At 63.1% G+C, this 25053-nt stretch carries 22 protein-coding genes and 1 pseudogene; 6 read left to right on the plus strand and 17 right to left on the minus strand.

Going from position 1 to position 25053, the window contains the following annotated elements; translation table 11 throughout:
- Positions 1 to 34: 34 nt before the first annotated feature.
- The 11 genes and pseudogenes from LDO54_RS14830 to LDO54_RS14880 all read right to left on the minus strand — a co-directional run bounded on the left by LDO54_RS14830 (position 35) and on the right by LDO54_RS14880 (position 12792).
- Entirely contained in the window at positions 35 to 709 is a 675-nt protein-coding gene (locus LDO54_RS14830; protein WP_224011448.1) for a hypothetical protein, read from the minus strand.
- Positions 710 to 861: 152 nt separating this feature from the next.
- Positions 862 to 1881: pseudogene (locus LDO54_RS14835) on the minus strand (phage late control D family protein); the annotation flags it as partial.
- 19 nt (positions 1882 to 1900) lie between these two features.
- Positions 1901 to 3037, minus strand: a complete 1137-nt coding sequence (gene tssA / locus LDO54_RS14840) for a type VI secretion system protein TssA (protein ID WP_224011449.1) — start codon at positions 3035 to 3037, stop codon at positions 1901 to 1903.
- A gap of 1 nt (position 3038) precedes the next feature.
- The gene (tssH, locus tag LDO54_RS14845; protein WP_224011450.1) at positions 3039 to 5717 is read right to left on the minus strand and encodes a type VI secretion system ATPase TssH; all 2679 of its coding nucleotides are present in this window, start codon (positions 5715 to 5717) and stop codon (positions 3039 to 3041) included.
- A gap of 37 nt (positions 5718 to 5754) precedes the next feature.
- On the minus strand, positions 5755 to 6840 hold the full coding sequence (gene tssG, locus LDO54_RS14850; protein WP_224011451.1) for a type VI secretion system baseplate subunit TssG: 1086 nt from the start codon (positions 6838 to 6840) through the stop codon (positions 5755 to 5757).
- Positions 6804 to 8642 carry a type VI secretion system baseplate subunit TssF gene (gene tssF, locus LDO54_RS14855; RefSeq protein ID WP_224011452.1) on the minus strand — a complete coding sequence of 613 codons (1839 nt, stop codon included), beginning with the start codon at positions 8640 to 8642 and terminating at the stop codon, positions 6804 to 6806. Before tssF ends, tssG begins: the two co-directional genes overlap by 37 nt.
- Before the next feature lie 72 nt (positions 8643 to 8714).
- The gene (gene tssE, locus LDO54_RS14860; RefSeq protein WP_065058887.1) at positions 8715 to 9194 is read right to left on the minus strand and encodes a type VI secretion system baseplate subunit TssE; all 480 of its coding nucleotides are present in this window, start codon (positions 9192 to 9194) and stop codon (positions 8715 to 8717) included.
- A 71-nt stretch (positions 9195 to 9265) separates the two neighbouring features.
- Positions 9266 to 9769 (minus strand): Hcp family type VI secretion system effector, encoded by a 504-nt coding sequence (locus LDO54_RS14865; RefSeq protein ID WP_224011453.1) that lies wholly within the window; start codon positions 9767 to 9769, stop codon positions 9266 to 9268.
- A 263-nt stretch (positions 9770 to 10032) separates the two neighbouring features.
- Positions 10033 to 11532, minus strand: coding sequence for a type VI secretion system contractile sheath large subunit (gene tssC, locus LDO54_RS14870; RefSeq protein WP_224011454.1), 1500 nt, complete (start codon positions 11530 to 11532; stop codon positions 10033 to 10035).
- 13 nt (positions 11533 to 11545) lie between these two features.
- Positions 11546 to 12076 carry a type VI secretion system contractile sheath small subunit gene (gene tssB / locus LDO54_RS14875; RefSeq protein ID WP_224011455.1) on the minus strand — a complete coding sequence of 177 codons (531 nt, stop codon included), beginning with the start codon at positions 12074 to 12076 and terminating at the stop codon, positions 11546 to 11548.
- Between the two features lie 62 nt (positions 12077 to 12138).
- Positions 12139 to 12792, minus strand: coding sequence for a hypothetical protein (locus LDO54_RS14880; RefSeq protein WP_224011456.1), 654 nt, complete (start codon positions 12790 to 12792; stop codon positions 12139 to 12141).
- A 449-nt stretch (positions 12793 to 13241) separates the two neighbouring features.
- On the opposite strand from LDO54_RS14880, the gene tssJ reads away from it, so the two are divergent.
- The 3 genes from tssJ (at position 13242) to icmH (ending at position 16214) form a co-directional block, all read left to right on the plus strand.
- Positions 13242 to 13868 carry a type VI secretion system lipoprotein TssJ gene (gene tssJ, locus LDO54_RS14885; RefSeq protein WP_224011537.1) on the plus strand — a complete coding sequence of 209 codons (627 nt, stop codon included), beginning with the start codon at positions 13242 to 13244 and terminating at the stop codon, positions 13866 to 13868.
- A gap of 217 nt (positions 13869 to 14085) precedes the next feature.
- Complete coding sequence (gene tssK, locus LDO54_RS14890) at positions 14086 to 15432, plus strand: type VI secretion system baseplate subunit TssK (RefSeq protein ID WP_224011457.1); 1347 nt, start codon at positions 14086 to 14088, stop codon at positions 15430 to 15432.
- Complete coding sequence (icmH, locus tag LDO54_RS14895; protein ID WP_224011458.1) at positions 15429 to 16214, plus strand: type IVB secretion system protein IcmH/DotU; 786 nt, start codon at positions 15429 to 15431, stop codon at positions 16212 to 16214. The genes tssK and icmH overlap by 4 nt, the downstream gene beginning before the upstream one ends.
- 95 nt (positions 16215 to 16309) lie before the next feature.
- Here icmH and LDO54_RS14900 read toward each other — a convergent pair whose 3' ends face one another.
- Entirely contained in the window at positions 16310 to 17371 is a 1062-nt protein-coding gene (locus LDO54_RS14900) for a diguanylate cyclase (RefSeq protein ID WP_224011459.1), read from the minus strand.
- A gap of 425 nt (positions 17372 to 17796) precedes the next feature.
- On the opposite strand from LDO54_RS14900, the gene LDO54_RS14905 reads away from it, so the two are divergent.
- A complete protein-coding gene (locus LDO54_RS14905; RefSeq protein WP_224011460.1) occupies positions 17797 to 18357 on the plus strand; it encodes a DUF4142 domain-containing protein in 561 nt (186 codons plus the stop codon).
- Between the two features lie 76 nt (positions 18358 to 18433).
- On the opposite strand, the gene LDO54_RS14910 is transcribed toward LDO54_RS14905, so the two are convergent.
- Positions 18434 to 19033 (minus strand): TMEM175 family protein, encoded by a 600-nt coding sequence (locus LDO54_RS14910; protein WP_224011461.1) that lies wholly within the window; start codon positions 19031 to 19033, stop codon positions 18434 to 18436.
- Positions 19034 to 19219: 186 nt separating this feature from the next.
- On the opposite strand from LDO54_RS14910, the gene LDO54_RS14915 reads away from it, so the two are divergent.
- Complete coding sequence (locus tag LDO54_RS14915; RefSeq protein ID WP_224011462.1) at positions 19220 to 19945, plus strand: cytochrome b/b6 domain-containing protein; 726 nt, start codon at positions 19220 to 19222, stop codon at positions 19943 to 19945.
- Positions 19946 to 19970: 25 nt separating this feature from the next.
- On the opposite strand, the gene LDO54_RS14920 is transcribed toward LDO54_RS14915, so the two are convergent.
- A complete protein-coding gene (locus tag LDO54_RS14920; protein WP_405045141.1) occupies positions 19971 to 21044 on the minus strand; it encodes a hypothetical protein in 1074 nt (357 codons plus the stop codon).
- 133 nt (positions 21045 to 21177) lie between these two features.
- Here LDO54_RS14920 and LDO54_RS14925 point away from each other — a divergent pair, with 133 nt between their 5' ends.
- Positions 21178 to 21438, plus strand: coding sequence for an H-NS family nucleoid-associated regulatory protein (locus tag LDO54_RS14925; RefSeq protein WP_224011464.1), 261 nt, complete (start codon positions 21178 to 21180; stop codon positions 21436 to 21438).
- A gap of 97 nt (positions 21439 to 21535) precedes the next feature.
- Here LDO54_RS14925 and kdgD read toward each other — a convergent pair whose 3' ends face one another.
- The 3 genes from kdgD to LDO54_RS14940 all read right to left on the minus strand — a co-directional run bounded on the left by kdgD (position 21536) and on the right by LDO54_RS14940 (position 25031).
- Positions 21536 to 22453 carry a 5-dehydro-4-deoxyglucarate dehydratase gene (gene kdgD, locus LDO54_RS14930; protein WP_224011465.1) on the minus strand — a complete coding sequence of 306 codons (918 nt, stop codon included), beginning with the start codon at positions 22451 to 22453 and terminating at the stop codon, positions 21536 to 21538.
- Between the two features lie 44 nt (positions 22454 to 22497).
- Complete coding sequence (gudD, locus tag LDO54_RS14935; protein WP_224011466.1) at positions 22498 to 23847, minus strand: glucarate dehydratase; 1350 nt, start codon at positions 23845 to 23847, stop codon at positions 22498 to 22500.
- A 107-nt stretch (positions 23848 to 23954) separates the two neighbouring features.
- Entirely contained in the window at positions 23955 to 25031 is a 1077-nt protein-coding gene (locus LDO54_RS14940) for a lactonase family protein (RefSeq protein ID WP_224011467.1), read from the minus strand.
- Between the last annotated feature and the right edge of the window lie 22 nt (positions 25032 to 25053).

The raw sequence follows: 25053 nt of genomic DNA on the forward strand, positions 1-25053 counted from the left end.
GGGTGAAGACCCGCGCCGTGCTTTCACATCGTCTTTACAGCGCTGAACGCGCCTTTTGCATGGCGGCTTGATCGGCCGCCATTTTGTCGATGCGCGCTGCGTTCGCGTCGTCTTCCTTGCGCTTCTTGTCTTCCGCGTCGTAGTCGGTGACGCCGAATACGTCTTTGTCGCGGGTGCGGAAGTATAGCGAAGGCGCCAGCACGTGATCCTGCCAGCTGGTCAGCAGCGTGTCGTGGACGAGCATGTCGAATAGCGCCATGACGTCGTCGGGGAGCGGGTTCTTGCCAGAGAATCCCTCTTGCCACGCTTTCACCAATGCGATCTGATTAGTGTTGAGCGGGTCCTTGTTCGCGAATGCGGGGGCAAGAAAAAGCGGCGTGTAATGCATTTGGGTATCGAACGAATGCGTGAAACGGCGCTGTTGCTCCGCTTCGTAGCCCGGCCGCATCTTTTCCCACTTCGACGTCATTTCCTTCGCTTCGGCGTCGAGTCGCTTCCACACCGTCGTGTAATTGTTCGAAGGCGCGTGCGCGAACAGATCGTTCCAGTGCGCATCGGCGGCCTGCTTTTCCTGGCGCAATTGCTGGATCTTCGGTGAGTCCATCGGCCCACTGCCCTGCATTTCCCATTGAAGTTTCGCGGCCGCCGCGCGGCGATCGTAGTCGGCCTTTTCAACCTCTTTGCGCCATTCCGCCACTGGATCGGTCACGGAGTGACGGAAGTCCGCGTCCTGATAGCGCACCGCAATCCAGCGCAGGAACGTTTCCGCGTGCGGCAGGAAATCGACACCGGCGTTATTGCGCACGACCTTCCGATACGCTTCCACCAGTTGTTTGATCCGGTATTGTTTGCCCTCGTAAGTTCGCGATCCTGCTCGCTGTCCGCGTCGTGCGCGGGATGCCCGCTCAGCGTGAACCAGCGGCCCGCGTCGAGGTTGCGCACCGCGCCGCCGCCTTCATAGCGTTTCGTGCGCGACTCCCACTCTTCCATGCGAAACGTCGAGAGCGCGTCGCCGCGCGCCTGATCGCCGAAACTATAGGCGCCGCTGTATTCATGCACCTCGGTCTGCTGCGGAAGATTGCCCGCCGTGTCGAGCGTCGGCACCGACGTGCCTTTCGCATTGCTGCCCGTCGAAGGCGACTTGTAGTCGAACGTGCGCGTCGTGAGCGTCACGCTCTGCAATGTGCGCGTGGCACTCCATTGCACGAGCGCATTCGTTTCGCTGTTCGTGCCGGCGCGATAGAACTGCACCGTTTGCGGAAAAAGTGCCGGTAACGCAGCCAGATTATCGATCACGACCAGCGTATGCGATTTGCCGTCGCTACCTTGCTCGAAGTAGCTATAAAGCCCTTCCGATTCCATGATGCGCTGGCAGAAATGCCAGTCGTCTTCGTATTGCACACAGAACGAACGCTGCGGCAGCGAATTCTGCAAAGCGAAGCGAAATGCACACTGCGCCTGTGGGTGTGCGTTGAATACATCGGTAAGAATGGCGTCGGCGGTTTTATCTTGCCAGATGCGCGCGTCTTTTCTGAATTTCAGAAAATGCTGCCAGGACGCGAATTCGAGTTGATAGCTCGTCAAGCCGCTATCCGAACCGAGCCGGCGCGCCGTATGCACGTAACCGTGATGCGGCAGATACGATTTATCGGTCTGTTCGAACCAGAGCGTCACCGGCTGCGCAATCAGTTTCTTCAACGCGATATCGCCGCTGAGCGACACCGCATCCACCGTGAAGCCGTAATCGCGGCCCATGCGCGAACGGCCGATGACCCGCTGCGGCAGCAACGCGTTGTCGCCGAGCGGTGTGTCCAGTTTCAGCAATCGGCCGTCCTGCACGAGGCCGCCGCTGATGAGACTCATGATGTCCTGTGCGCCCATTTCGCTCACCGGGTGAAGGTCATTCGTCCGATTTCACGCCTAGCATCTCGCGAATATGCGCGAGCGTACTGTCGTCCTTGACCACTGTCGAAAGCCATTGATGCAGCGGCATGCCGGCCCACTCAGCCGCTTTATCGGCGAGATAGGCGACCGGGCTATGCGGCTCGGTCTGGCGGAAATAATCGGCCACCGCACGCAATTGCGCCACGGCGTCCGCGCGGCTTTCAATGCCGCCATGCGCGCGGGGTGGAATGCGAGCCGGAGTCAGCACATGTTCCTCATTAGGCAAAGGCGTCTTGAAGCTCGGCTCCGAGCGGTCCTGCGCGGCGCGCGATGCAACGTGGCCGTCGCCCTGTGCGGATTGCTCCTCCACGGGCGGCTTCGGCGCGGCGTTCGGATCGACACCCACGTCGCGCGCGAAACGTTCCAGCAGCCGATACACATCGTCGTAGGCATTGCGCGTCTGGCGAAAGCTCGGCGCGGCATCACCGGCACGCCGTTCGAGTTCCGTATCGAGCGCGCCAAGTGCCGCTTCAAACGTTTTGAATTGCGCGAGCAGTGCTTCATAAAACGCGGGCGACGTGGCGCGTCGTGACGCGTCGATCTGTTCGACCGAAGGTTTGCCGCGCGCGATATCGGCGGCATTGTCGGGATCGCGTTTGATCGCTTGCGCGACGTGCTGCGCGACCTCCCAGTCGAGCGTGCTGAATGCCGTGCCCGATTGCGTGAGCGGCACCGCGCGCAGCAATTCCGCCGCGCGCCCCGCGAGCCACGCAACGTTGCCGAGGCGCGATTCCACGTCGTCGCCCTCGGGCAGCGGATGCACACCGTCCCAGAATCGCTCGACGAGGCCCGTGAGCACCGAGAAGCCTTGTGTCAGGCCGGGCACGCCTTCCTGAATCGCGAGCGCCTCGGTGAGCCACACGGCGAGGCGCAAGTCTTTCGTCTGCGTGGCGAGCAGCGACGTGCAGCGCTCGATCACGAGCGGCCAGTCGGCTTCCTTGATGTCCGTGACCCATTCGCCCTGATCGAGCGACGGATCGTCGAAGCGGCGTGCGTAAGCAATCGTGTCGAAGTCCGCCGAAAACAGCAGGTCTTCGCCGCAAGGCGACGCTTCGTTAATGGGCGCAAGCAGCGCGGTGTAATCGTTCGACATATCAATTCACGGTGTATTCGAACTCGCCGGCCTCGCTGGCGCGCACCGTCACGCGCGCAAGCGCGGTGCCCTGCGCGATGCGTTCGAGCACGTATTGCGCCAGTTCCGGCAGCAGCGTGCCGTTGAGGATGTGATCGACATTGCGCGCACCCGAATCGACTTCGGTGCAGCGCGCGAGCACGGCTTCGACGAGCGTGTCGTCCCATTCGAAAGCGGCGCCATGATTCGCTTCGATACGCCGGCGAATGCGTTCGAGTTTGAGTTCGATGATCTCGGCGAGCACGTCGTCGGAGATCGGGTAATACGGTACGACTTTCATGCGCCCGAGGAATGCGGGCTTGAAGGTCTTATAGAGTTGCGGACGCAGTAATTCGGCGAGCGCGTCGGCGTCGGGCAATTCCTCTGCGGTTTTATTCAGGCACGCCTGCATGACCGCCGACGAACCGACATTCGAGGTCAAGATAATGAGCGTATTGCGGAAATCGATTGCGCGCCCTTCGGCGTCGTCCATCGTGCCCTTGTCGAAAATCTGGAAGAACATTTCCAGCACGTCGGGATGGGCTTTTTCCACTTCGTCGAGCAGCACGACTGAATACGGATTGCGGCGCACGGCTTCGGTCAGCACGCCACCTTCGCCGTAACCCACATAGCCCGGCGGCGAGCCTTTAAGCCCCGACACGCTATGCGCTTCCTGATATTCGCTCATATTGATGGTGACGAGTTTGCGCTCGCCGCCATAGAGAATATCGGCGAGCGCGAGCGCCGTTTCCGTTTTGCCGACACCCGAGGGTCCAACGAACATGAACACACCGCGCGGCTTGTCCGGGTCTTCCAGATTCGCGCCTGCCGTGCGCACGCGTTGCGCGATGGCTTCGAGTGCATGGTCCTGACCAATCACACGCTCGCCCAGCAGCGGATTCAGGTTCAGCACCGTTTTGATTTCGTCTTTCACCATGCGCCCGAGTGGAATGCCGGTCCACGAAGACACGACTTCGGCGACCACGTGCGCATCCACTTGCAACGGCACCATCGGGCCCTCGCCCTGCAACGCATGCAATTGCTCGACGAGCGCAGGCAGTGCGGCGCGCGCTTCGTCGGCGTCGCGTGCGAGCGCGGCGTCGGCACCCGTTTCGCGCGAGGCGTCGATACGCGCGCGCAGCGCCGCGATCTGCGTGACGAGTTCGCGCTCCTGAGCGTAGCGCGCTTCGTCCTCCGCGACTTCGGCGGCGCTGGCCTCGCGCTCCACCTTCAGCGCAGCGAGCCGTTCTTCGTGTGCCGCGCCATTCGCGGCTTCGCGTTCGAGCGCAGCAATTTCAGCATCGACGCGTTCGATATGGCGCTTGCCGTCGTCGATTGCACCGGGCGTCGCGCTATGGGCGAGCGCGACTTTCGCGCACGCGGTATCGAGCACGCTCACGGCCTTATCGGGCAATTGACGCGCACTGATATAGCGATGCGAAAGGCGCACGGCTTCAGTAATCGCCTCGTCGAGAATACGCACGTTGAAATGCTTTTCCATCAACGCGGTCATGCCGCGCAACATCGAGGCCGCGAGCGTCTCACTCGGCTCCTCGATTTTCACGACCTGGAATCGGCGTGCAAGCGCAGCGTCTTTTTCGAAGTATTTCTTGTACTCGCTCCACGTGGTCGCCGCGATCGTGCGCAATTCTCCGCGTGCGAGTGCAGGCTTGAGCAGATTGGCCGCGTCATTCTGGCCAGCTTGACCACCCGCGCCGATAATCGTGTGCGCTTCGTCGATAAACAGCACGATAGGCTGCGGGCTTTTCTTCACTTCGTCGATTACGCCTTTCAGGCGATTTTCGAATTCGCCCTTCACGCTTGCGCCCGCCTGGAGCAAACCCATATCGAGTACGCGCAGCGCCACATTGCGCAGCGACTCCGGCACGTCGCCTTCCGCGATACGCAGCGCGAGACCTTCGACCACCGCCGTTTTGCCGACGCCCGGTTCGCCCGTGAGAATCGGGTTGTTCTGGCGGCGGCGCATCAAAATGTCGATGGTCTGGCGAATCTCGCCTTCACGGCCAATCACCGGATCGACGCGGCCTTCGCGCGCGCGCTGCGTGAGATCGGTCGTATAGGTATCGAGCGCGGGGGTTTTCGACGGGCCACCACTCGCTTGTGTCTCGCTGTCCGCATCCGATGCAGACGGTTGCGCCGATGCGCGCTCGGCGTCGCGCGGCGCGGCCTCGACAGAACCTTCGGTCAATTCGTCGAAGCTATGCTTGAGTTCAGCAGCCGGCACCTCGGCCAGACGCGCCGACATGCGTTGCGCGAATTGCGCGAGATCGGGCGCGCTCAACAGCGCGAGCAGCAAATGGCCCGAGCGGATACGGCCGATCTGCGTGTCGAGCGATGCGATCAACCAGGCTTGTTCAAACAGCGCGATCAAATGCGGCGAGAACACCGGCGTGCGCGTATTGCCCGTCTTGAGCTGCTGCAATTCGCGTTCGAGATCGGCGCGCACGGCATGCGGATCGATACGCGACGCGCGCAGCGCGCACACCAGATCGCTCGCGGGTTCTTCGAGCAAGGCGAGGAACAGATGCTCCAGATCGACTTCGTAATGCCCGCGCGAAAGGCACGCGCTGGCAGCGCGCTCGGCCGCGAGACGGCAGGTGGAGTTGAGCTTGGTGATAAGGGTCTTGAGAGGCGTGCTCATGTCGTGAAGTCGGTCCGGGCGGAGTTCCAGTCAGTCGTCAGTGGGTGACATGCAATTCGTAATGCGCGTCGGCGCGGTCGCGATCGGCTTCGTGCGTGCAAAGGAACGCATCCCAGCCGAGGCGCGAGCCGCCGCCAAGCTGGCTCGGCCCGACCTCGTCACGCTGCAGCACGAGCCGCACTTCGTATTCGAGCGTCACGCGGCCCAGCAGCGTGAGCATGTGCTCTAGCGCGATTGCGCGCTCGCCGCCGGGCAAAAACGCCTCGTAATTCGCTTTGGAAAGCGGGCCGATCACGAGGCGCGCGCGCATGTCGCGCTGCCAGACGCGCTGACCCGCGAGCGCCGTCGCGCCCAGCGCGACGTTGCGCATGCCGAGCATCGAGAGTTGATCGGGCGGCACGTCATACCACTTGCCCACGAATTGCTCGATACGCACCGGCACGTTGAAATACTCGGACAGCGTGTTCTGCAAATACGCCGCCGACACCGGCCGATGGCGCGCGGCCGGCGCATAACCGGCGATCGCTTCATCGAGCAATTCGCCGCGCCCGCCATGCAGACTCTCGCGCGAATCGTTGTCGGCCACACCCGCGAGCGCGAGCAGCAAGGGCATATAGCGCTCGTCGCGGTCGAGTTCGTAATGGAACGGCAGACGATATTTCTTCCACGCCGAATAGAACAGCGCAGTCGCGCGATTCGAAAAGACGTCGAAGAATTCACGTGCGGCGCGATCGCGCTTGAGCTGCTCACGCGCGATCAACTGCTCCGTATAGTGCAGCGGCAACGCACCCTGCCCGCCGAGCAAGCCAAAGAACGCGGGCGTGATTTCCACCTGGCCGAGACGCTCGTCGTCGAGCGCAGCCGCGCGTTGTTCGGGTTCGGCGAGCCGCGTTCCCGCTTCGTCGTACGACGCGACCTGCTCGATTTCGCTGGGCGGAAAACCCAGTGAAAGCGTGTTGCGAAATGCCACGCGATGCGCGAGCACGTCGCGCTGACGATCCTGCTTCTTGTCGACGAACCAGCGTTCGAGCAGACGCACCGCCTGAAAAAATTCGAAGCGGTGCGGTTCGTCGAGCAGACGCTCGATTACACGAGGATCGAATCGCCGCTGCGGGGCTTGCATCGCAGGATCTCCTCGCCGGTAAATTTCGAAATCACGACCAGTTGCACAAAACTGTTGATATGCACATACAAGCCGAAAAACACATCGAGCACGCGCGCGAAAGTGCCGAGACTCGTGCCGACGAAATGGTCTTCGTCGACCGTCACGCGAATTTCCACGCCGCGCACGAACGTGGCGAACGGTTTGCCTGGCAGCCATTGCACGGCGGCGCGCTGCTCCACGTCGACGATGCCGTCGATATGCCGCGACGACACCGCGCTACGCCGCAAGTCGTAAAGCGCGAGCATTTCCTTGAGCGTGGTCGCGCCGCCGCTCGCGAGCGAAACGTGACTGAGCGCGAGATGCGAAATAAGGCGCCAGTGCGCGGCCTGGCGGCGCTCGAAACGCGCGCACGACGTGGGCCGCGCGAGCAGCGCAATCTGATTCGTGAGCGAGCCGCCTTCGAGAAACAGGTCGCCGCCTTCCAGACCCACGGCGAGACCCGCGGGTAAATCGCGGTTCGTGCAGGTGAGTTCGATACTCAGCGTATCGGTCTGTTCGACCGCCGGATCGAAATCGATATCGACGATCGAAATTTCGGTTTCGTAGCCGGGGCTCTTTTGCGCAACAGCTTCATCGCGCCGCGCAAACCAGTAATGGCCCGCACGCGAATTCTCGCCGTGGCGCAGCGAATAAAACGGCCGGAATTCAACCACCGATTCTTCATCGGCACGTTGCTGCACGAGTTTGACGGAGTCGATCGAATAGACTTCGTACGCGAATGCGCGGCGCGCCTCGGCCACCACCGGATACGCGATGCTCTGGTGATTGAGGCGGATCGGCTCGCCGTGCTGCTTGAACAGATTGACGACCGGCGTGCAAAAAAGCCGCAGATGATGGGCCGCGAGCGTGTCGAGCAGGCGCGCCTCGTGCGAGTCGCCACGCACTTCCTTGAGCACCACGTGCAGCGTAAGCCGCTGGCATCGGCCAGCGGCGGCAGCCATTGCGCCCAGATCGAAATCGACGAAATCGAATTTCGCGGGAAACGCGAAATACTCCGTGAGCAGGCGATACGCCGGATGCGAGCGCGAGGGAAAATCGATCAGCGCTTCGTCTTCGCCGAAACCGGCCTGACTAAACGGCATGTCCGGCAACGCGCGCCAGCGGCCGCTGCGATCGGGTTCGACCCACGCGCCCAGCGCATTCACGAACAGGCAGTCGCCAAGCGCGGCAATAAACGATTGCTCGCCGTGCAGATAGGTGCGCAATTGCGGCAGTTTCAACGCCGCGAGATCGAGTTGCGGCGAGGTCGATTCGATTGTGATCGAAATGACGCCCGTGGCGTCGCCGGGCAGCACGATCGAACTGGGCGCCATCGCGACCGGCATATAGCGCGCTTCGCTGATGCGCACCGGCGCGAGCGTCACGTCATAGGCCGTGCGAAAACGGCATTGCACACCGCGCAGCGGGCGCGACTTCAGTTCAGTGCCGCGCGCGATCGTGGCGGGCGCAGTGAGTTGCGCAAACGACGCCGTGGTGCCGAGCTGCGCAACAGAACAAGCGGGAAACGGCCGCAGATAATGCGGATAGAGGACTTCGAGCAGCGCCTCGGTGAACTCCGGGTAATCGTCGTCGAGACGCTTGTTGATGCGCGCGCCCAGCAGCGCGAACGACTCGATCATGCGTTCGACGTGCGGGTCCTCGCAGTGCTCGCCGCTCATCGCGAGCCGGGCCGCGATCTTCGGGTAGCGCTCGGCGAATTCGCGCGAATAGCGTCGCAAGAACGACAATTCGCGCTCGTAATACGGCAACAACTCTTCCATCGCGACTCCCCGCCCCCCCAAAACCACCTGTGCAGCCGCGGCTGCGTGACAACTCGCGGCCGTTGCCGTGCTTCAGGTCTTCGCGCGTGCGCGCGAGACCGAATATTGCAGCGTCGAAGGCTGCAACAATGCATCGAAGTTGACCGGCTCCTCGGCCGGATGCACGACCAGCAATGCCTGAATGGCGAAATTCAGCACGCTGGTCGAGCGCGAATTCAATTCGAGCGACACCGTCACGCGTTGCAGACGCGGTTCGTGGCGCTCGATTGCCTGTTGAATCGACTTGCAGATGAACGCGCGATCGTAATGACTCGCGAGGCTCAAACCCGCGAAATCGTTCAGGCCGTAAGTCAGCAGGGATTTACGGCACTCGGGCAATTGCGCGAGCATGTGCTCGGTGAAGGCGATCCGCGTATTGAGGATCGACTCCAGATCGCGCGCCACCGTCGCTTTCAATTCGTCCAGCGACAATTGCCGCATCGCGGCCGGTGCCGGCGAATGCGGTTCGTCGTCGAACAGCTTGTCGAAGAAACTGGGCTCGAAACGTTTCATCAAACCATCCGGCGTCGCATGCAATGAAAACCAGGCGGCGCGCGAGGCGCCCCACCCGGTTCAACGACACCTTAGACCGCGTAGGTCTTGTCGTTCTTCGTCAGGCTCCATGCGCCCTGAGCGTTACCGCCCTGGTTGCCGCCGATCTTCTGCTGCGTGTACTTCCACTGCACGGCAGCGTACTTCAGCGAGAACTCTTCGGTCGGCAGGCCTTCGCCCACGACGGTCGGCGTGATGCTCGAAATGATCACGTACTTGAGCTTGATTTCGAGGTACTTGATGCGGTTGCCTTCGCCGTCCGAACGCATGAAGTCGATGGTGACTTCGTCGAACGTCGTGCCGCCCGAAGCGTGCTGATACAGCAGCGGGCTGACCACGTCGATGTCCTTCGTGAAGCGCATGTCGGCGTGTTCGCAACGTTCCGACGTATGGCCGCCGGCCGTCGATGCCGTTGCCGAACGCGGCTGCAGGATCGCGTGATTCCACGAATCGATTTCGATCCAGTTGGCGTGGTCCTTATCCTGCGATTCGCCCTTGATCGCGGGATTGCCGAATTTTAGGTAGATGTCCTTCATAACGTATCGCTCCCCATAGAGGTGGTTTGTACGGCGGCGCGAGGCTCGAGGCCGGGCCGCCCGATGGACCGCTCACACTTGGCGCGGGCCCCATTTACGCCAGGGCCTCTACACCGGATGCATCGCGTGGCATGCACCGTCATGGCGGTGCATGCCAACGCGTTCGGCGCGTTCTCGTTGCTCGTCGTGCGGCTTTCTTTACGTCGTATTGATTGCCGCTGCGTTGATGTGCTTGTTACGACGCGCTCATTGCGACGCGCTATTTACGAATTGGCCGGCTTCGGCAGATCCGCCACGAGACGCAGCGAGATCGACAGTTCGTCGAGCTGGAAATGCGGACGCAGGAATGCAACCGAACGATACGCGCCCGGACGTCCCGGAATTTCCGCCACCTGAATCGACGCTTCGCGCAGCGGGAACTGTGCCTTCTGTTCCTGCGTGGCGTTGTCGTCGAGCAGCACGTATTGCGAAATCCAGCGGTTCAGGAACACTTCGACGTTTTGCGCCGAAGCGAAACTGCCGATCTTGTCGCGCATCATCGCCTTCAGGTAGTGCGCCACGCGCGACACCGAGAAGATGTATTGCAGCTGCGCGGACAGCACGGCGTTCGCATTCGCGCTATCGGTGCTGTACTTCTTCGCTTTCTGCACCGACTGCGCGGCGAAAAACGCGGCGTAATCGGAATTCTTGCAGTGGACGAGCGGAATGAAACCGAGGTCGCTCAGTTCCTTTTCGCGGCGGTCCGTAATGGCGATTTCGGTCGGGCACTTGAGCGCGATCTCGCCGTCGTCGGTCTTGAACGTGTGCGTCGGCAGATCTTCCACGAGACCGCCGCCTTCCACGCCGCGAATCGCCGCGCACCAGCCGAAGTCGTCGAATGCTGCCGTCAGGCGCGCGCCAAAGGCCCACGCCGCGTTGCACCAGAGGTATTTGCTGTGATCGGTGCCGTCGACGTCTTCAACGAAGTTGAAGCCTTCGGCAGTCGCGCCGTCTTTCGGATTGAACGGCAGGCGGCCGAGAAAACGCGGCAGCGTGAGGCCCACATAGCGCGAATCTTCGGCGTCGCGGAACGACTTCCACTTCGCGTATTCGACGGTGTCGAACACCTTGCCCAGATCGCGCGGCTTGCCGAGATCGGCAAACGATTCGAGGCCCATCAGTTCGGGCGACGCCGACGCGATGAACGGCGCGTGCGCGGCCGCGGCGACATGTGACATCTGTTCGATGAAGTACATGTCCTCGGGCTGGCGCGTGATTTCGTAGTCGCCGATCAGCGTGCCGAACGGCGCGCCGCCGAACGTGCCGAATTCTTCTTCGTAGACTTTCTTGAAGAGTGCGCTCTGGTCGAATTCGACCGCGTTCTTGAAGTCGCGCACGACGTCGCGCTTCGGTGCGTGCAGCGCCTTGATCTTGATGGTCTGGCCGGTATTGCTTTCCTTGCACAGATAATCGAGGCCGCGCCACGTGCTTTCGAGGCGCTGGAATTCCGGCGCATGCATCACCGCGCTCAATTGCGCTGAAATCAGGCGGTCGAGTTCGGCCACGCGCGCGTCGATCGTCGCGGACAGATTGTTCGACACGACCACGGTGCCGTCGAGCACCTGATGCACGAGTTCGCCGATCAGATCCTTTGCACGCGCGTGCTCCGAATCCGATTTCGCGACCTTGCTTTTCTCGACGATGCTGTCGAGCAGCGAAGACGTGCTTTCGCCTTGCTCGGCTTCGATGGCCGCGCTGTGCGCGGCTGCGGTTTGCTGGTTCATTGCGTCCCCCGCCTCATTCGCCCTTGGGTTCGTCTTCCGACGGGTCCTTGCGTGCGTTCTCCGCGAGCGCCTGCAACTGCTGCGTATTGGAGAGCACTTCGCTCAGCAGATCTTCGAGCTTGTCGTTGCCCGCGAGCTTGTTGCGCAGGTCCGCGAGCTTCGAACGCGCGTCGAGCAGACGGCGCAGCGGCTCGACCTGAGCCACGACCTCGTCGGGATTGAAATCGGCCATCGACTTGAAGCGCAGATCGACGGCGAATTTGCCGCCCGCTTCGCTCAGGCGGTTTTCCACCTGAAACGCGGCGCGCGGCTCGATGCCTTTCATCACGTCGTCGAAATTGTCGCGATCGATATTGATGAACTTGCGGTCGCGCAGCTTGGGCTGCTCGATTTCCGATTGACCGGCCAGATCGCCCATGACGCCGACGACGAACGGCAGTTCCTTCACTTCGATTGCATCGCCGAGCTCGACCTCATAGGTCAGCTGGACGCGCGGCGGCCGCACTTTCTGCAAGCGCTTCTGGATGCTTTCTTTCTTTGCCATCGACGGCTCCCTGCTTCCGTTATGACCTTGTTATCGGACGTGTCGCGTGTGGTGCTCGAAACTCAGCGCAGCGCGCTGAACGGATCGGCGGCGCTGCCCGCGGCCTTCGCGGGTGCCGGTGCTGCGGGCGCGGCCGGAGCGGCGGGCGCTGCTGCTGTTTCAGCGGCTTCGGCGGCCTTCGGCGCGGCCTTGGTGACGCGCTTGACGTAGCGCTTCTTCTTCACCGCCTTCGTGCTCTGATCGGGCGGGAACAGTGCGTCTTCGCCGAGCGTGTCGCGCAATTGCTTGGCGAGCGCCTGGGCGTCCGACTTCGCGTCGCCTTGCAGCGAAGCATCCTGACGCAGTTCGCCGAGCGACTCGGTCGCCACGCGCAGGCCGGCCACAGCCAGCACACTCTTCGCGCCGCGATCGGTCTGATCGCGTTGCAGCGCTTCTTGCGCGGCGACGATGGCCTGGCCGTAATGCTGCTGCTGGAACTGGATCTGCGCGATGCGCGACCACGGTTCTTCACGCGTGGGATCGGCGGCGGCCAGCTTTTGATAAGCGGCGATGGCCTGATCCTGATCGCCGCCCTTCGAGAGCGCGTCGGCATCGGCGAGCGCCTTGTTGAATGCTTCGGGCGAGGCGGAAAGATTGTTGCCCTGGGTGGCGCAACCCGCGACGATGCCGCACGCGATCACAGCCCCCGTTAGCTTCGAGAAGACGCTCTTATTCATGTTTTCTCTACCGACCAGAGAGTTTGATTGTGTTTGTATTGGATTCAGCCCGAGATCTTCGCCTCGAAAAGCCGCACCTCAATATTGAAACGAGAGTTTTACTTATTGCTCAACGCGCGGGTATAGTACAGGCCAAATTTCGATAATTCAACTGCGCAGTGAAAAGTGCCTGAAAGAAAATGGCCGCGCGTGAAGTAGAGAAGCAAGTAAGAAGCATGACAGAAGCCGCAAACTAAAGGCGAAAACGCGGAGCAAACGCGGTGCAAACGTCGCGCGAGGAAATAATTTCCGGCGCAACCATTGTGCAAGGCCCTGCGGTCAGGAAAATTTGCCGGAATTTAATTAGAGAAGGCATCACGGGGATAATGCCCGCGCAATGCGCCGTGCATTACCAACGTTCAAGTCTATTTAACGTTGTCGGAGAGTTCGGGCTTCAGCCCGCGATAAAAATGACTGCGCGCATTATTCAAATCGCATCAAATGCGGCGATACTCTGCGCCGCTGCCGCCTTGCTGGGCGGATGCGCGGCGGCCGTGCCCGCGCTGGGCAGCGCGGCGTCGGCGGCGCTGCAGCTCGCGGGCATCGGCAAGCCCGATGTACCCGATAGCCAGAAGCCCCCGCGCGATCTCGGCATCACGCTTTATGCAGCGCGCAATCTCAATGCGGCGACAGACAACAAGCCGCTCGCATTAGTGGTGCGCCTCTACGCGCTCAAGGATCCGACCTCGTTTCAGCAAGCGCCGTTCGACACTTTCACCGATCCCGCCAAGGAAAAAAGCACCTTGGGCGCGGACCTGCTGAGCGTGCGCGAAATCACACTGATTCCGGGCCAGCGCTATAACGCGACCGAGAAAGTTTCGCGCGAGGCGCAGGCATTCGGTATCGTCGCGCTGTTCCGCGATCCGGCAATGAAGCGTTGGAAATTCGCTTTCGATCCGGCGAAATCGGAGAAATCCGGCATAATGGTTGGCCTGCACAACTGCGCCATGACAGTCACGAGCGGCACGGTGATCCCGGCAGATGCGGCTCAGCCGGCGCAAGCGCTCAATCTGCTTTCGTCCGTCACCTGCGGTTAAATGAGAATAGGCGACGGCAAATGCGCGGATTTAAAACGGGACGGAAAGCGTGGCAATCGAAGCTGCAATCGAGCCTGCAATCGACGTGTCAATGGGGAATGAATGCACCGCCCAGTCGCGCGGTGAATTGCACGGAAACGGACCTCTTTAACCAATTCAGTCCGCCGGCGGCTCGCACGCCAGGCGCGACCCGATCGACGCATAACGCTGAATCAACATGAGCTATTCCTCGAAAGTGCTTTGGGGGGAAGGTCTGTTTCTCAGGCCTCAGCACTTCCAGCGGCAAGACGCCTATCACGAAGCGCGACTCTTCGAGTCGATCCAGGCGATCCAGCCGTATAACTGGGGCGTGCGCTCGATCCGCATCGATCACGACTCGCTCGGCAGCAATATTCTGCGCATCAGCGAGTTGTCGCTCGTGTTTCCCGACGGCACGCTCTACTCCGCGCCGCAAGCCGACGATCTGCCGCCGCCCGTCGCGCTCGACACGCTGCCCGAAGGCATCAACGAATTCACGTTCTATCTGGCGCTGCATCAGGTGCGCGAAAACGGCTCGAACTATTCGCCCGACCGCGACGCCGGTTTTGTCGCGCGCTATGTGAGCGAGCAGTCGAGCGTGGCCGATCACTACACCGACGCCGCGCAGGCCGACATCACGTTCCTCAAGAACAACGTGAAGCTCGTGGCGCATACGGAGCCGCGCGACCAGTTGCTCTCGGTGCCGGTGATGCGCGTGCGGCGCACGGCGTCGTCGGGCTTCGAGGCCGACGAGAGCTTCGTGCCGCCGAGCCTCGCGATCGAGGCTTCGCCGCTGCTGCATCAGCGTCTGCGCCGCCTGATCGACGCGTTGCAGGCGAAGGTCAACGCGCTCTACGGTTTCCATCGCGAGCCGACCAAGAACATCATCGAATTCCGTTCGGGAGATATTGCGTCGTTCTGGCTGCTGCATACGGCGAGCGGCGCGTTCGCGACGCTCGCGCATCTGTACCAGCACGCGGCGCTGCATCCCGAACGGCTCTTTCAGGAAGAACTGCGCCTCGCCGGCCAGTTGCTCACGTTCTCGAAGAATCACACGCTCGCCGACCTGCCCGCCTATCGTCATGACGATCCGGGCCCGGGATTTGCGCGCCTCGACGCGATCCTGCGCGATCTGCTCGAAACGGTGATCTCCACGCAGTACTTCGCGATCGCGCTGGAAGAAGTGCGTGCGTCGTTCCATATCGGCCGCCTCGACTCCGGCAAGATCGACGACAAGACCACGTTCTACCTCGCCGTATCGGCCGACATGCCCGCCGTCGATCTGGTCGATGCCGTGCCCGCGCGCTTCAAGGTGGGTGCGCCCGACGACGTCGACAAGCTCGTGCTCTCGGCCATGCCGGGCGTGCGCCTCGTCTACACGCCGCAAGTGCCGCCCGCCATTCCGGTGCGTCCCGGCGCGTGCTATTTCGCGCTCGAATCGCGCAGCGCGCTTTATGAGCGCATGATTCAGGCGCAGTCGGCGATGGTGTACACGCCCTCGGGCCTCAACGATCTCAAACTCGAACTGATTGCGGTGACGTCATGACCAACGCGCCCTCCCTTTTCGGCGACGTCGCGCCGCCGCCCGTCACGCCGCAAGTGCCGGCCGGCGATCCTGCGTATCAGGTGCGCTCGCTGCTCGATCTGCTCTACGACGGCTTCTTCATGCTGTTCCTGCTGAAGAACGGCCGCGAGCCCGGCGACGCCACCGAGTTCAGCGCACGCGTGCAGCAGTTTCTCGGCGATTTCGAGCGCGGCGCGAAAAAGCTGAACGTCGCCGCCGAAGACGTCTATGCGGCCAAGTTCGCGTTCTGCGCGGCCATCGACGAATCGGTGCTGTCCTCGCCGTTCCGCATCCGCTCCGACTGGGAGCGCCGTCCGCTGCAGCTCACGCTGTTCGGCGAGCAGCTCGCGGGCGAGAAGTTCTTCCAGTATCTCGAACAATGCCGCGCGCAAGGCGCCGCGCGTCTGCAATCGCTCGAGGTCTTTCATATGTGCCTGCTGCTCGGTTTCCAGGGCAAGTACATGCTCGAAGGGCCGGAAAAGCTCGCGTATCTGACTGCGCGTATCGGCGACGAAATCGCCCATATGAAGGGCAAGCGCGCGCCGTTCGCACCGCATTGGCCGCTGCCCGATCAAGTCGTGCACCACCTCAAGCGCGAAGTGCCGCTGTGGACGATCGGCGCGGTGTTCGCGCTCGTCGGCGTGCTGGGCTGGCTCGGCCTGAGCACGTGGCTGCGCGACAGCACGCTGCGCACGCTCGCGCCCTATACGCAGATCGTCAAGCTCGGCCCGCAATCGGCGAATCTCACGATCTCGCTGCCTTGAAGACGTATCGTCGACACATCGAGCGCACGTGACAACACGCGTGCGCTCGATTCAGCCCTGAAAACAAGGGCTGAAATCGCGCTTCACGTCCCATCTCACGCGTGCTCGCCCTGCTCCGCGACCACGCGATCCCGTCCCGTCATCTTCGCGCGATACAGGCTCGAATCGGCACGCTTGAGCCATGCCGCGTGATCGTGCATCGCCTCGTCGCATTGCGCCACGCCGATGCTCACCGTGCACGGGCAGACGCTGTCCGCGTGCTTTGCTTGCGCCCGCACTGCGCCCGCAAAACGCTCGGCGACCGTGCGCGCCTCGGTGAGCGTCGCGCCCGGCAGAACCACGCCGAATTCCTCACCGCCATACCGGCCAATGCTGTCGCTCGCGCGAAAATGCTCGCGCAATTGCCGGGCGAACGCGCTCAGCACGGCGTCTCCGGCCTGATGCCCGCGCGTGTCGTTGACGTGCTTGAAATGATCGAGATCGATCAGCAACAGCGACGACGCATAGCGCGTCGCGCGGCAGCGCTCGAATTCGCGCACGAGCAGATTTTCCCAATGGCGGCGATTCAATAAACCGGTGAGGCCGTCGGTGCGGCTCAAGCCTTCGAGAATGCGCGATTGTTCGGCGAGTTTCTTCGATATGCGATACACGGCGAGACCGAGCGCAAGCGGATAAATCACGAGAAATGGCAGGCACGCGAGCAGCGTGGGCATGCGCGTGGCGGGCTCGAACGCCATGCCGAACATCAGCAGACCGGCCGCCAGCCCCGCGAGATTCGCGGCCACGCCGCGCAGAAACAGCCGCGTGCCGCCCGCAGCCATGTTATTCATGCTCGTCATCACGAGCATGAGCACGCTCGGCAATAAATCGAATCGCATCGCGGCGACCCATACGCCGCCCATTGCGGAATCGACCATTAAATTGAGGCGTTCGCCGCGATAGGGCACGGCCCATGCGTGCGCGGCGCGTCGTGCGATATGCGGCCAGATCAGGCAGTCGAGCACGAGCAACACCCAGAACGGCGCGCCGCGCCCCTGCTGCACGAATACCGACGCCATGCAGAAAAACGCGAGCGCGCGGCCGCCGACGCGCAATCGCCAACTGCGCTCGACGAAGCGCCTCCCCTTGCCCGCCATCGGATTCGTGCTGGGTAACATTCTCGGTCTCTCGAATGTCCTGCTGTCGTGCAGGATCTATGCAGGTATTGTGCCACCGGCGATGGCATTCGCCGTCGCGAATTCGGGTTTCTCCGGGCAAATCAGGGCTCTTTCGAATGCGTGCGATCACTGCACGATCGATGCCTGCGCAACCGCATCACACCACGACCGCTTTCGCGCTTCAGATTACATCGCGATGAATTCACACCGCGCATTTCGCGTGCGCGCGCGTTCTTACCAACCGTTACAGAAGCGACGTCATCGTTGCACCTGTACGCGCCATGCCTTTCTAGAATGCTTCAACCGTTGCGCAGTCAGAACGCCAGCGGCCGCCGACAATATTCGACGCGCGATGCCATGTGCATTCGGCGTAACACGAATCGCGTTGGCGATATCGATACTAATCACGCAGAAAAGGAGTTCGCATGAATCGCCTCTCGCTTGCCTCGCTCGCCAGTGTTTCCGCCACCGCGCTGCTCGCGCTTTCGCTGAACGCGCACGCGCAAACCGCCGCGCCGGCCGCCTCCGCTGCGGGCGCCACGCAGGAACTGCATGCCGCCGACAAGTCGTTCATCGCGGACGGCACGCAAACCGTCGCCACGCAGCGCGACGCGGCGCGTATCGCCGATTCGCGTTCGACCGATCGCGAAGTGAAGGCTTTCGCGGAACAACTGGTCGCCGATTACACGAAGCTCTCGGATTCGATGCGCGCCGCCAGCCCGCGCGGTGTGGACGTGCCGCGCGACGATCCCGACACCGCCGTGCTTTCGAGCATCAAGAATTTGCGTGGCGCCGAATTCGACAAGACGTATATCGAGCAGGTCGCGCTCGCTGGCCAGCAAAAAACGCTGTCGGCATTTCAGGCGGAAATTGCATCGGGCCGCGATGCGGGTCTGAAGAAAGCCGCGACCGAAGGATTGCCCGTGATTCAGGCGGATATCGCCAAGGCAAAGGCGCTGGCCACGCGCAAGCATCTGGCCAGCTGATGAACGCATGCGCGTGAGCGCATGACTTGTGAGGCGGCGGCACGGCGACACATCGCGCGCGCCGCCTCGCGAGTTTTTATTCCTCGGTATGTTCGTGCGCGGAGGTCGCGAGACGCTCCATGCGCTGATCGGGCACGAGCCACAGCAGCGCGACCAGCAGGAAAAACAGCGCGCCGAAATGCGCGTAATCGGCGGCGGCACAACTCATGCCGAGCAGATAACCCACGACCGATACCTTGCCTTTGTAATCGCGTCCGAGCGCCAGCGCCAATGCGCTTTGCGCGCCGTGATAGCGCACGAGGCAGCCTTGCAGCACGACATAGGCAATCGCGCACAGCAGCAGATTCAAGCCATACAGCATGGTCGGCCAGCGTCCAAAATGGTTTTCGCCCATCCAGCCGGTCGTGAACGGCAGCAGCGAAAGCCAGAACAGCAAATGCAGATTCGCCCACAGCACCGTGCCGTTCACGCTGCGCGCCGCGTGCATCATGTGATGATGATTGTTCCAGTAGATGCCCACGTAAATGAAGCTGAGCACATAGCTCAGATACGTCGGCCATAGCGGCGCGAGCGACGCGATGCTGTCGCCGTGCGGCACCTTGAGTTCCAGCACCATGATCGTGATGATGATGGCGAGCACGCCATCGCTGAACGCTTCGAGTCGGTTCTTGTTCATCGGCTAAATGATTCGAGGTGTTGTTTTCGAAGTGTGCGCATGACGGAGAAAGGCACGCGAAAGTAATGGCCGAAAGTATGGCTGAAACCGCCGCGCGAGGCTATGCCGTATCGGCGTCGCGCGATAATCTGGCGATGCCGCCAATCACGGCGTGCTGCATCGTCTGACGAATCGGCCCTCCCCGCCATGGATACCGAACGACGCGCCACCGCCCCGCATTCCGCCCATTCAAGGCCTTCCGCCACGCCGGCCGCCGAGCCCGAGCGCAGCGTGCGCGTCTGGGATGTGCCCACGCGGCTCTTTCACTGGCTCGCGGCGCTGCTCGTGGCCGTCGCGTGGGTTTCGCAGCATTTCAACTGGATGGACTTGCACGTGCGCGCGGGCGAGACGCTGCTCGCGCTCGTACTGTTCCGCTTGATGTGGGGCGCGTGCGGCAGCGAGACCGCGCGTTTCGCGCGCTTCGTGGCCTCGCCCGCCGCCGCGTGGCGGCATTTGCGCCATGTATTGCGCCGCGAGCCCGACGCCCAGGTGGGCCATAACGCGGCGGGCGGCTGGATGGTGTTGCTGCTGCTCGCGCTGCTGGCCGTCGAGACGCTCAGCGGCCTCTACGTCAACAACGACATCGAGAACGAAGGCCCGCTTTCCGAGCACGTGAGCGCCGCGTTCGCCAACGCGATTTCGGCGCTGCACGCTTACGGCTGGGACGTGCTGGCCGCGGCCGTCGCGCTGCACGTGTGCGCGATCGTCGTCTATGCGATCGCCAAGGGCCACAATCTGCTCGGCCCGATGCTCACGGGCCGCAAGCGCCTGCCCGCCAGCGTGCGTGCGCCCGCGCGCGCTTCGTTGTGGCTCGCGGTGCTGCTGATGGGCTGCGCCGCGCTCGTGACGGCCTTGCTGGCGATGTATCTCTGAGCCGTCGAGCAAGGCCCCGAACGCATTAGCCCGCCGGCACCGTGAGTATCGGCGCTTTCTGATCCTGATTCGCCTGCGCGAGCGCGATCAGATTCTGCAAGACCGTCAACGCGTATTTCGAATCGAAGTCGTCGTTCTCGATCCAGTAAGTCGCGTCGTGATAACCGATCGTGGCATACGCATCGGGCGGCGCCTTGCTGCCGACGTGCACGATGATCGTGGGCCGCGTTTCGCCGCCGATCAGATGCACGGTGGGTATCGTCGCGCCGCGCTTCACGTCGTCCTCGGGTACGGAAATCTGCGCGCCGAGATTGGTCAGAATGCCCATCACCGAGCGCGTGACCATGTGGATGCTGCGGCCGTCGCCGTTCGCGGGACCGTACACGACCGGATATTCGCGCACCACCGGCGAGAGTTTCAGCAGGCGGCGCACGTCGTCGAGATCGGCTTTCGTTTCGGGCGGCGCGCCGTCGCTGCCGAGCGTCATCGTCACGCGGTGCGTGTGATCCTGCGGATCTTCCTTGTAGCTGACGGTGAGCTGCCCCGCGAGCTGCAAGCGCCGCAACGCGCGCAGCAGTTCGAAAAAGCCGGGGCTGCCGTCGCTGGTCGGTCCGCCGAGCGGCGCGGCGTTTTGCAAACCGCCCACCGATTGCACCGAAAGACGCAGCAGCAAATCGATCGGCACGCCGCTGTCCGCGAGCGGCAGCACGAGTTCAGTCGGCAGCGGGCGGATATAGCCGGTGGCGAGCGCCTCGCCCGTGGTCGGCACGAACGTGAAGGTCGGGTGATTCGAATACGACGCGCCCACGCTCGCCTGGCCGTAACTCGTGCCCGCCGTGCTCGATCCGCCTTCCGCGATCACGCCCGCGTTCGCCTCGAAGGTATAGGACGCGATGATCTGGCTCACCGCGACGAACGACGGCGAATCGCCGAAACGCAAGCCGACGATGGTCGCGAGCATCTCGCGTTTCTTGGCGTCGCCGAGCGCGCGCTCGTAATCGACCTGATCGGTGCGCAACATGTGCGGGCCGAACCAGGCGCAGCCGGACGTCATGAGAAGTGGACACAGCACGGCGATCAGGCGCCGCCGCGGCAGCAGGCGAAATGAAATCATGTCGGCAGTCGGTCGTCGATTGGGCAACAGCCGATGCAGCTAGCAAGTCACATGCCTCGCGCGCGCCGCTTGACGTAAAATCGGGCGATCCCGTTCACTTCATTCGACACGACCGCAGATGGCTACCTACCTCGAATTGCTCGCCGAAAAGCGCGCGCTCGACGCGCGTATCGATGCGTTGCGCGCCGAGGCGGCCGAAGAAGCACTCGCGGCCGCCCGCGCCGCCATCGCCGAATTCGGCTTCACGCCCGACGACCTGTTTGGCAAACCGCGCGCGAAACGCGAGAAAAAAGGCGCAGGCCGCCCGCGCAAAAATGCGTCCGCGCAAGATGCGGACCACGGCAATCTCGATCTGTTCGGCGGCTCCGGCGCGCATTGAAACACTGACACATCGACACGCGTGAAATACAACAGGCCCGCGAGCCATATTAGCTCGCGGGCCTGTTCGCTTCTGTGGCCGCTTCTGCTGCTGTTGCTTACTGCGCGCCGAGCTTCCTGATCAAAGCATCGAGTTGCTCCACTTCTTCGGGCGCGAGGTCGGTAAGCGGCGCGCGCACCGGACCCGCATCGTGGCCGACGAGCTTCGCGCCCGCCTTCACGATACTCACCGCGTAACCGGCGCGGCGATTGCGGATCGCCAGATACGGCAGGAAGAACTCGTCGATCAGCTTGCCGACCGTTGCGTGATCGTCGGCGGCAATCGCGCGATAGAACGCCATCGCGGTCTTCGGAATGAAGTTGAACACCGCCGACGAATACACCGGCACGCCCAGCGCCTTGTACGCGGCCGCGTAGACTTCCGCCGTCGGCAGACCGCCGAGATACGAGAAGCGGTCGCCCAGACGACGGCGGATCGTCACCATCGCCTCGATCTCGCCCACGCCGTCCTTGAAGCCGATGAGGTTCGGGCAGCGGTCCGCGAGCTGTTCGAGCATGTCGGCGCCGAGCTTCGAATTGGCGCGGTTATAGATGATCACGCCCATCTTCGGCACGGCCTTGCAGACCTGCTCCGCGTGCGCGGCGATGCCTTCCTGCGAGGCTTCCGTGAGGTAATGCGGCATCAGCAGAATGCCTTGCGCGCCGTTGCGCTCCGCTTCCTGCGCATACTCGATGGCCACGCGCGTCGCGCCGCCCGCGCCCGCGAGAATCGGCACCTTGCCCTTGCAGGTTTCGGTGGCGGTCTTGATCACCTGCGAGTATTCGCTTTTCGTCAGCGAGAAGAACTCGCCCGTGCCGCCCGCCGCGAACAGCGCGCTCGCGCCATACGGGGCGAGCCATTCGAGGCGTTCGGCGTAGGTGTCGGCGCGGAAGTTGCCTTGCGCGTCGAAGTCGGTGACGGGGAACGACAGCAGCCCTTCGGAAACGATCTGCTTGAGTTCTTGCGGCGTGGTCATGGTCTTGGATCCTGTGATGATGGCGATGTCGGGCGAGCTTGCGTTCAGCGCACGAGGCACGGACGCTTGTGGTCGAATGTCCAGTTGGGAATCAGGTATTGCATGGCGATCGCGTCGTCGCGCGCGCCGAGTCCGTGCTGCTGATACAGCGCGTGCGCCTTGTCCAGTTCGTCGAGATCGATCTCGATGCCGAGGCCCGGCTTCTGCGGCACCTGCACCTTGCCGCCGACGATCTGCAGCGGATCGCGCGTCAGACGCTGGCCGTCCTGCCAGATCCAGTGCGTGTCGATCGCGGTGATCTTGCCGGGCGCGGCGGCGGCCACGTGCGTGAACATCGCGAGCGAGATGTCGAAGTGATTGTTCGAGTGCGAGCCCCACGTGAGGCCCCAGTCGTTGCACATCTGCGCGACGCGCACCGAGCCCTGCATGGTCCAGAAGTGCGGATCGGCGAGCGGAATATCGACCGATTGCAGCTGGATCGCGTGACCCATCTGACGCCAGTCGGTGGCGATCATGTTGGTGGCCGTCGGCAGGCCGGTCGCGCGGCGGAACTCGGCCATGACCTCGCGGCCCGAATAGCCGTTTTCCGCGCCGCACGGATCTTCCGCATAGGCGAGCACGTCGTGCTTGTCGCGGCACAGGCGAATCGCTTCGGCCAGCGACCACGCGCCGTTCGGGTCCAGCGTCACGCGCGCCTCGGGAAAGCGCTCGGCCAGCGCCGTGACCGCGTCCATTTCGGCGTCGCCCGCCAGCACGCCGCCCTTGAGCTTGAAGTCGTTGAAGCCGTAACGCGCCTTCGCGGCTTCGGCCAGACGCACGACGGCTTCGGGCGTCATCGCGGCTTCGGTGCGCAGGCGCTCCCAGTCGTCGCGGCCATCGGCGCCGCTTGCGTACGGCAGATCGGTTTGCTTCCGGTCGCCGATAAAGAACAGATAGCCGAGCATCTCCACTTCGCTGCGCTGCTGCCCTTCGCCGAGCAGCGCCGCCACCGGCACGTTCAGATGCTGGCCGAGCAGATCGAGCAGCGCCGCTTCGAGCGCCGTCACCGCGTGGATCGTGGTGCGCAGGTCGAAGGTTTGCAGACCGCGCCCGCCCGAGTCGCGATCCGCGAACTGCTTGCGCACCGTATTGAGCACCGCCTGCAGATTGCCGATCGACTGACCGACCACGAACGCGCGCGCATCGTCGAGCGTCTTGCGGATCGCCTCGCCGCCCGGCACTTCGCCGATACCCGTGTTGCCCGCGCTGTCGCGCAGCAGCACGACGTTGCGCGTGAAGAACGGGCCGTGCGCGCCGGAGAGGTTCATCAGCATGCTGTCGCGGCCCGCGACGGGCACGACGCGCAGTTCGGTCACGACGGGCGTGGCGTTCGGTTGGACGGTCTGTGTGGACATGAAGGCTTACCTGCTTGAAAGCGCGGTTGAAAATCGGCGCGGGCGAGCGTCCCGCGCCAGTCAGTCGATCAAAACGATGAAAACGGTCAAAACGGTTGGTGGCAAAGTCAGGCCGGCGCGGCGACGATCTCCACCCAGTTCGCGCCATGTCCGCCCGCGCAGCGCGCGGCGAGCGTGAGCGCCCCGCTCTGCGCATCGACGCGATAGAGCGAGACATGCGGCGACTTCTCTCCGCAGGCCGCCGCGAAGCGGCCCGACGGATCGAGGCGGAAACCGCGCGGCTGGGTTTCGGTATCGACGAAACCGGCGTACTCGAGCGCGCCGCCGGGCTGCACCGCGTAGGTCAGCAGGCGGCTGGTCGTGCGCTCCGAGGCGTAGACGAAGCGGCCATCGGGCGAGACGTGGATATCGGCGGCCCAGACCAGTTTCGCCAGCTCGGCCGGATCGGGCTGCACGGGGTCCGACGAACTCGGGCGCGCGAAACCGTCGTTCAGATGCGCGAGGTCGGCGGCGCGCGGCGAGACGTGTCCGGGCGCGAGCGCGCCGGTCTGCGCGTCGCGCGTCAACGCGGCCACGGTCGCGCGGAATTCGCTCAGCACGTAGAGCGTGCTCTCGTCGGGCGACAGGCACAGATGGCGCGGCCCGAAGCCCTGGCCCAGATCGACGGTGCCGATCTCGAGCAAGCGCCCTTCGTTTTCCAGCGCGAAGCAGAACACGCGGTCGCTGCCGAGCGACGAGGCATACGCGAAGCGCCCATCGGCGGAGACGATCACGCAATGCGCGTTCTGGACGCCCGGGACGGTCTGCAACGGCGCGCCGAGGCCGTTGTCGATGTCCTGCGCGCGATACAGACAGACGCGATGCTCGCCATACGAAGCGCCGAGCAAAAAGCGGCCGAGCGGATCGGCGCACAGATAGGCGAAGCTCGAATCGAGCGGCGCGCGGCTGAGCGTCGTGAGCGTGCCGTCGTGCGCGTCGATGGCGTAGCGATACAGATGCAGGTCCGACCCGCGCGTGACGGCGTAGAGATGGCGGCGGTCCGGCGCGAGCGCCATCGGCATGACGGTCGGCGCAATCGTCGTGCGCGCGTGCGGCGTGAGCGTGACGGCGTTGGCGTCCAGATGCAGCACGTCGATTTCGCCGTCGTTGGCGTTCGAGACGTAGACAAAGTAGCGGTCTTGCATGTGCGTGTCCTCAGTGGTCGCG

It is taken from the genome of Paraburkholderia tropica, assembly GCF_914484835.1.
Taxonomy (GTDB): domain Bacteria; phylum Pseudomonadota; class Gammaproteobacteria; order Burkholderiales; family Burkholderiaceae; genus Paraburkholderia; species Paraburkholderia tropica_A.

Bases quoted from the DNA above. Each gene is read 5' to 3' on its own strand.
- tssE (WP_065058887.1), bottom strand. From the start codon at position 9,194: ATGAAACGTTTCGAGCCCAGTTTCTTCGACAAGCTGTTCGACGACGAA.
- tssG (WP_224011451.1), bottom strand. From the start codon at position 6,840: ATGCAAGCCCCGCAGCGGCGATTCGATCCTCGTGTAATCGAGCGTCTG.
- LDO54_RS14865 (WP_224011453.1), bottom strand. From the start codon at position 9,769: ATGAAGGACATCTACCTAAAATTCGGCAATCCCGCGATCAAGGGCGAA.
- tssJ (WP_224011537.1), top strand. From the start codon at position 13,242: ATGACTGCGCGCATTATTCAAATCGCATCAAATGCGGCGATACTCTGC.
- LDO54_RS14900 (WP_224011459.1), bottom strand. From the start codon at position 17,371: ATGTTACCCAGCACGAATCCGATGGCGGGCAAGGGGAGGCGCTTCGTC.
- LDO54_RS14905 (WP_224011460.1), top strand. From the start codon at position 17,797: ATGAATCGCCTCTCGCTTGCCTCGCTCGCCAGTGTTTCCGCCACCGCG.
- LDO54_RS14940 (WP_224011467.1), bottom strand. From the start codon at position 25,031: ATGCAAGACCGCTACTTTGTCTACGTCTCGAACGCCAACGACGGCGAA.
- LDO54_RS14910 (WP_224011461.1), bottom strand. From the start codon at position 19,033: ATGAACAAGAACCGACTCGAAGCGTTCAGCGATGGCGTGCTCGCCATC.
- LDO54_RS14915 (WP_224011462.1), top strand. From the start codon at position 19,220: ATGGATACCGAACGACGCGCCACCGCCCCGCATTCCGCCCATTCAAGG.
- tssC (WP_224011454.1), bottom strand. From the start codon at position 11,532: ATGAACCAGCAAACCGCAGCCGCGCACAGCGCGGCCATCGAAGCCGAG.
- tssA (WP_224011449.1), bottom strand. From the start codon at position 3,037: ATGTCGAACGATTACACCGCGCTGCTTGCGCCCATTAACGAAGCGTCG.
- tssF (WP_224011452.1), bottom strand. From the start codon at position 8,642: ATGGAAGAGTTGTTGCCGTATTACGAGCGCGAATTGTCGTTCTTGCGA.
- icmH (WP_224011458.1), top strand. From the start codon at position 15,429: ATGACCAACGCGCCCTCCCTTTTCGGCGACGTCGCGCCGCCGCCCGTC.
- LDO54_RS14880 (WP_224011456.1), bottom strand. From the start codon at position 12,792: ATGAATAAGAGCGTCTTCTCGAAGCTAACGGGGGCTGTGATCGCGTGC.
- tssH (WP_224011450.1), bottom strand. From the start codon at position 5,717: ATGAGCACGCCTCTCAAGACCCTTATCACCAAGCTCAACTCCACCTGC.
- tssK (WP_224011457.1), top strand. From the start codon at position 14,086: ATGAGCTATTCCTCGAAAGTGCTTTGGGGGGAAGGTCTGTTTCTCAGG.
- LDO54_RS14925 (WP_224011464.1), top strand. From the start codon at position 21,178: ATGGCTACCTACCTCGAATTGCTCGCCGAAAAGCGCGCGCTCGACGCG.
- tssB (WP_224011455.1), bottom strand. From the start codon at position 12,076: ATGGCAAAGAAAGAAAGCATCCAGAAGCGCTTGCAGAAAGTGCGGCCG.
- kdgD (WP_224011465.1), bottom strand. From the start codon at position 22,453: ATGACCACGCCGCAAGAACTCAAGCAGATCGTTTCCGAAGGGCTGCTG.
- gudD (WP_224011466.1), bottom strand. From the start codon at position 23,847: ATGTCCACACAGACCGTCCAACCGAACGCCACGCCCGTCGTGACCGAA.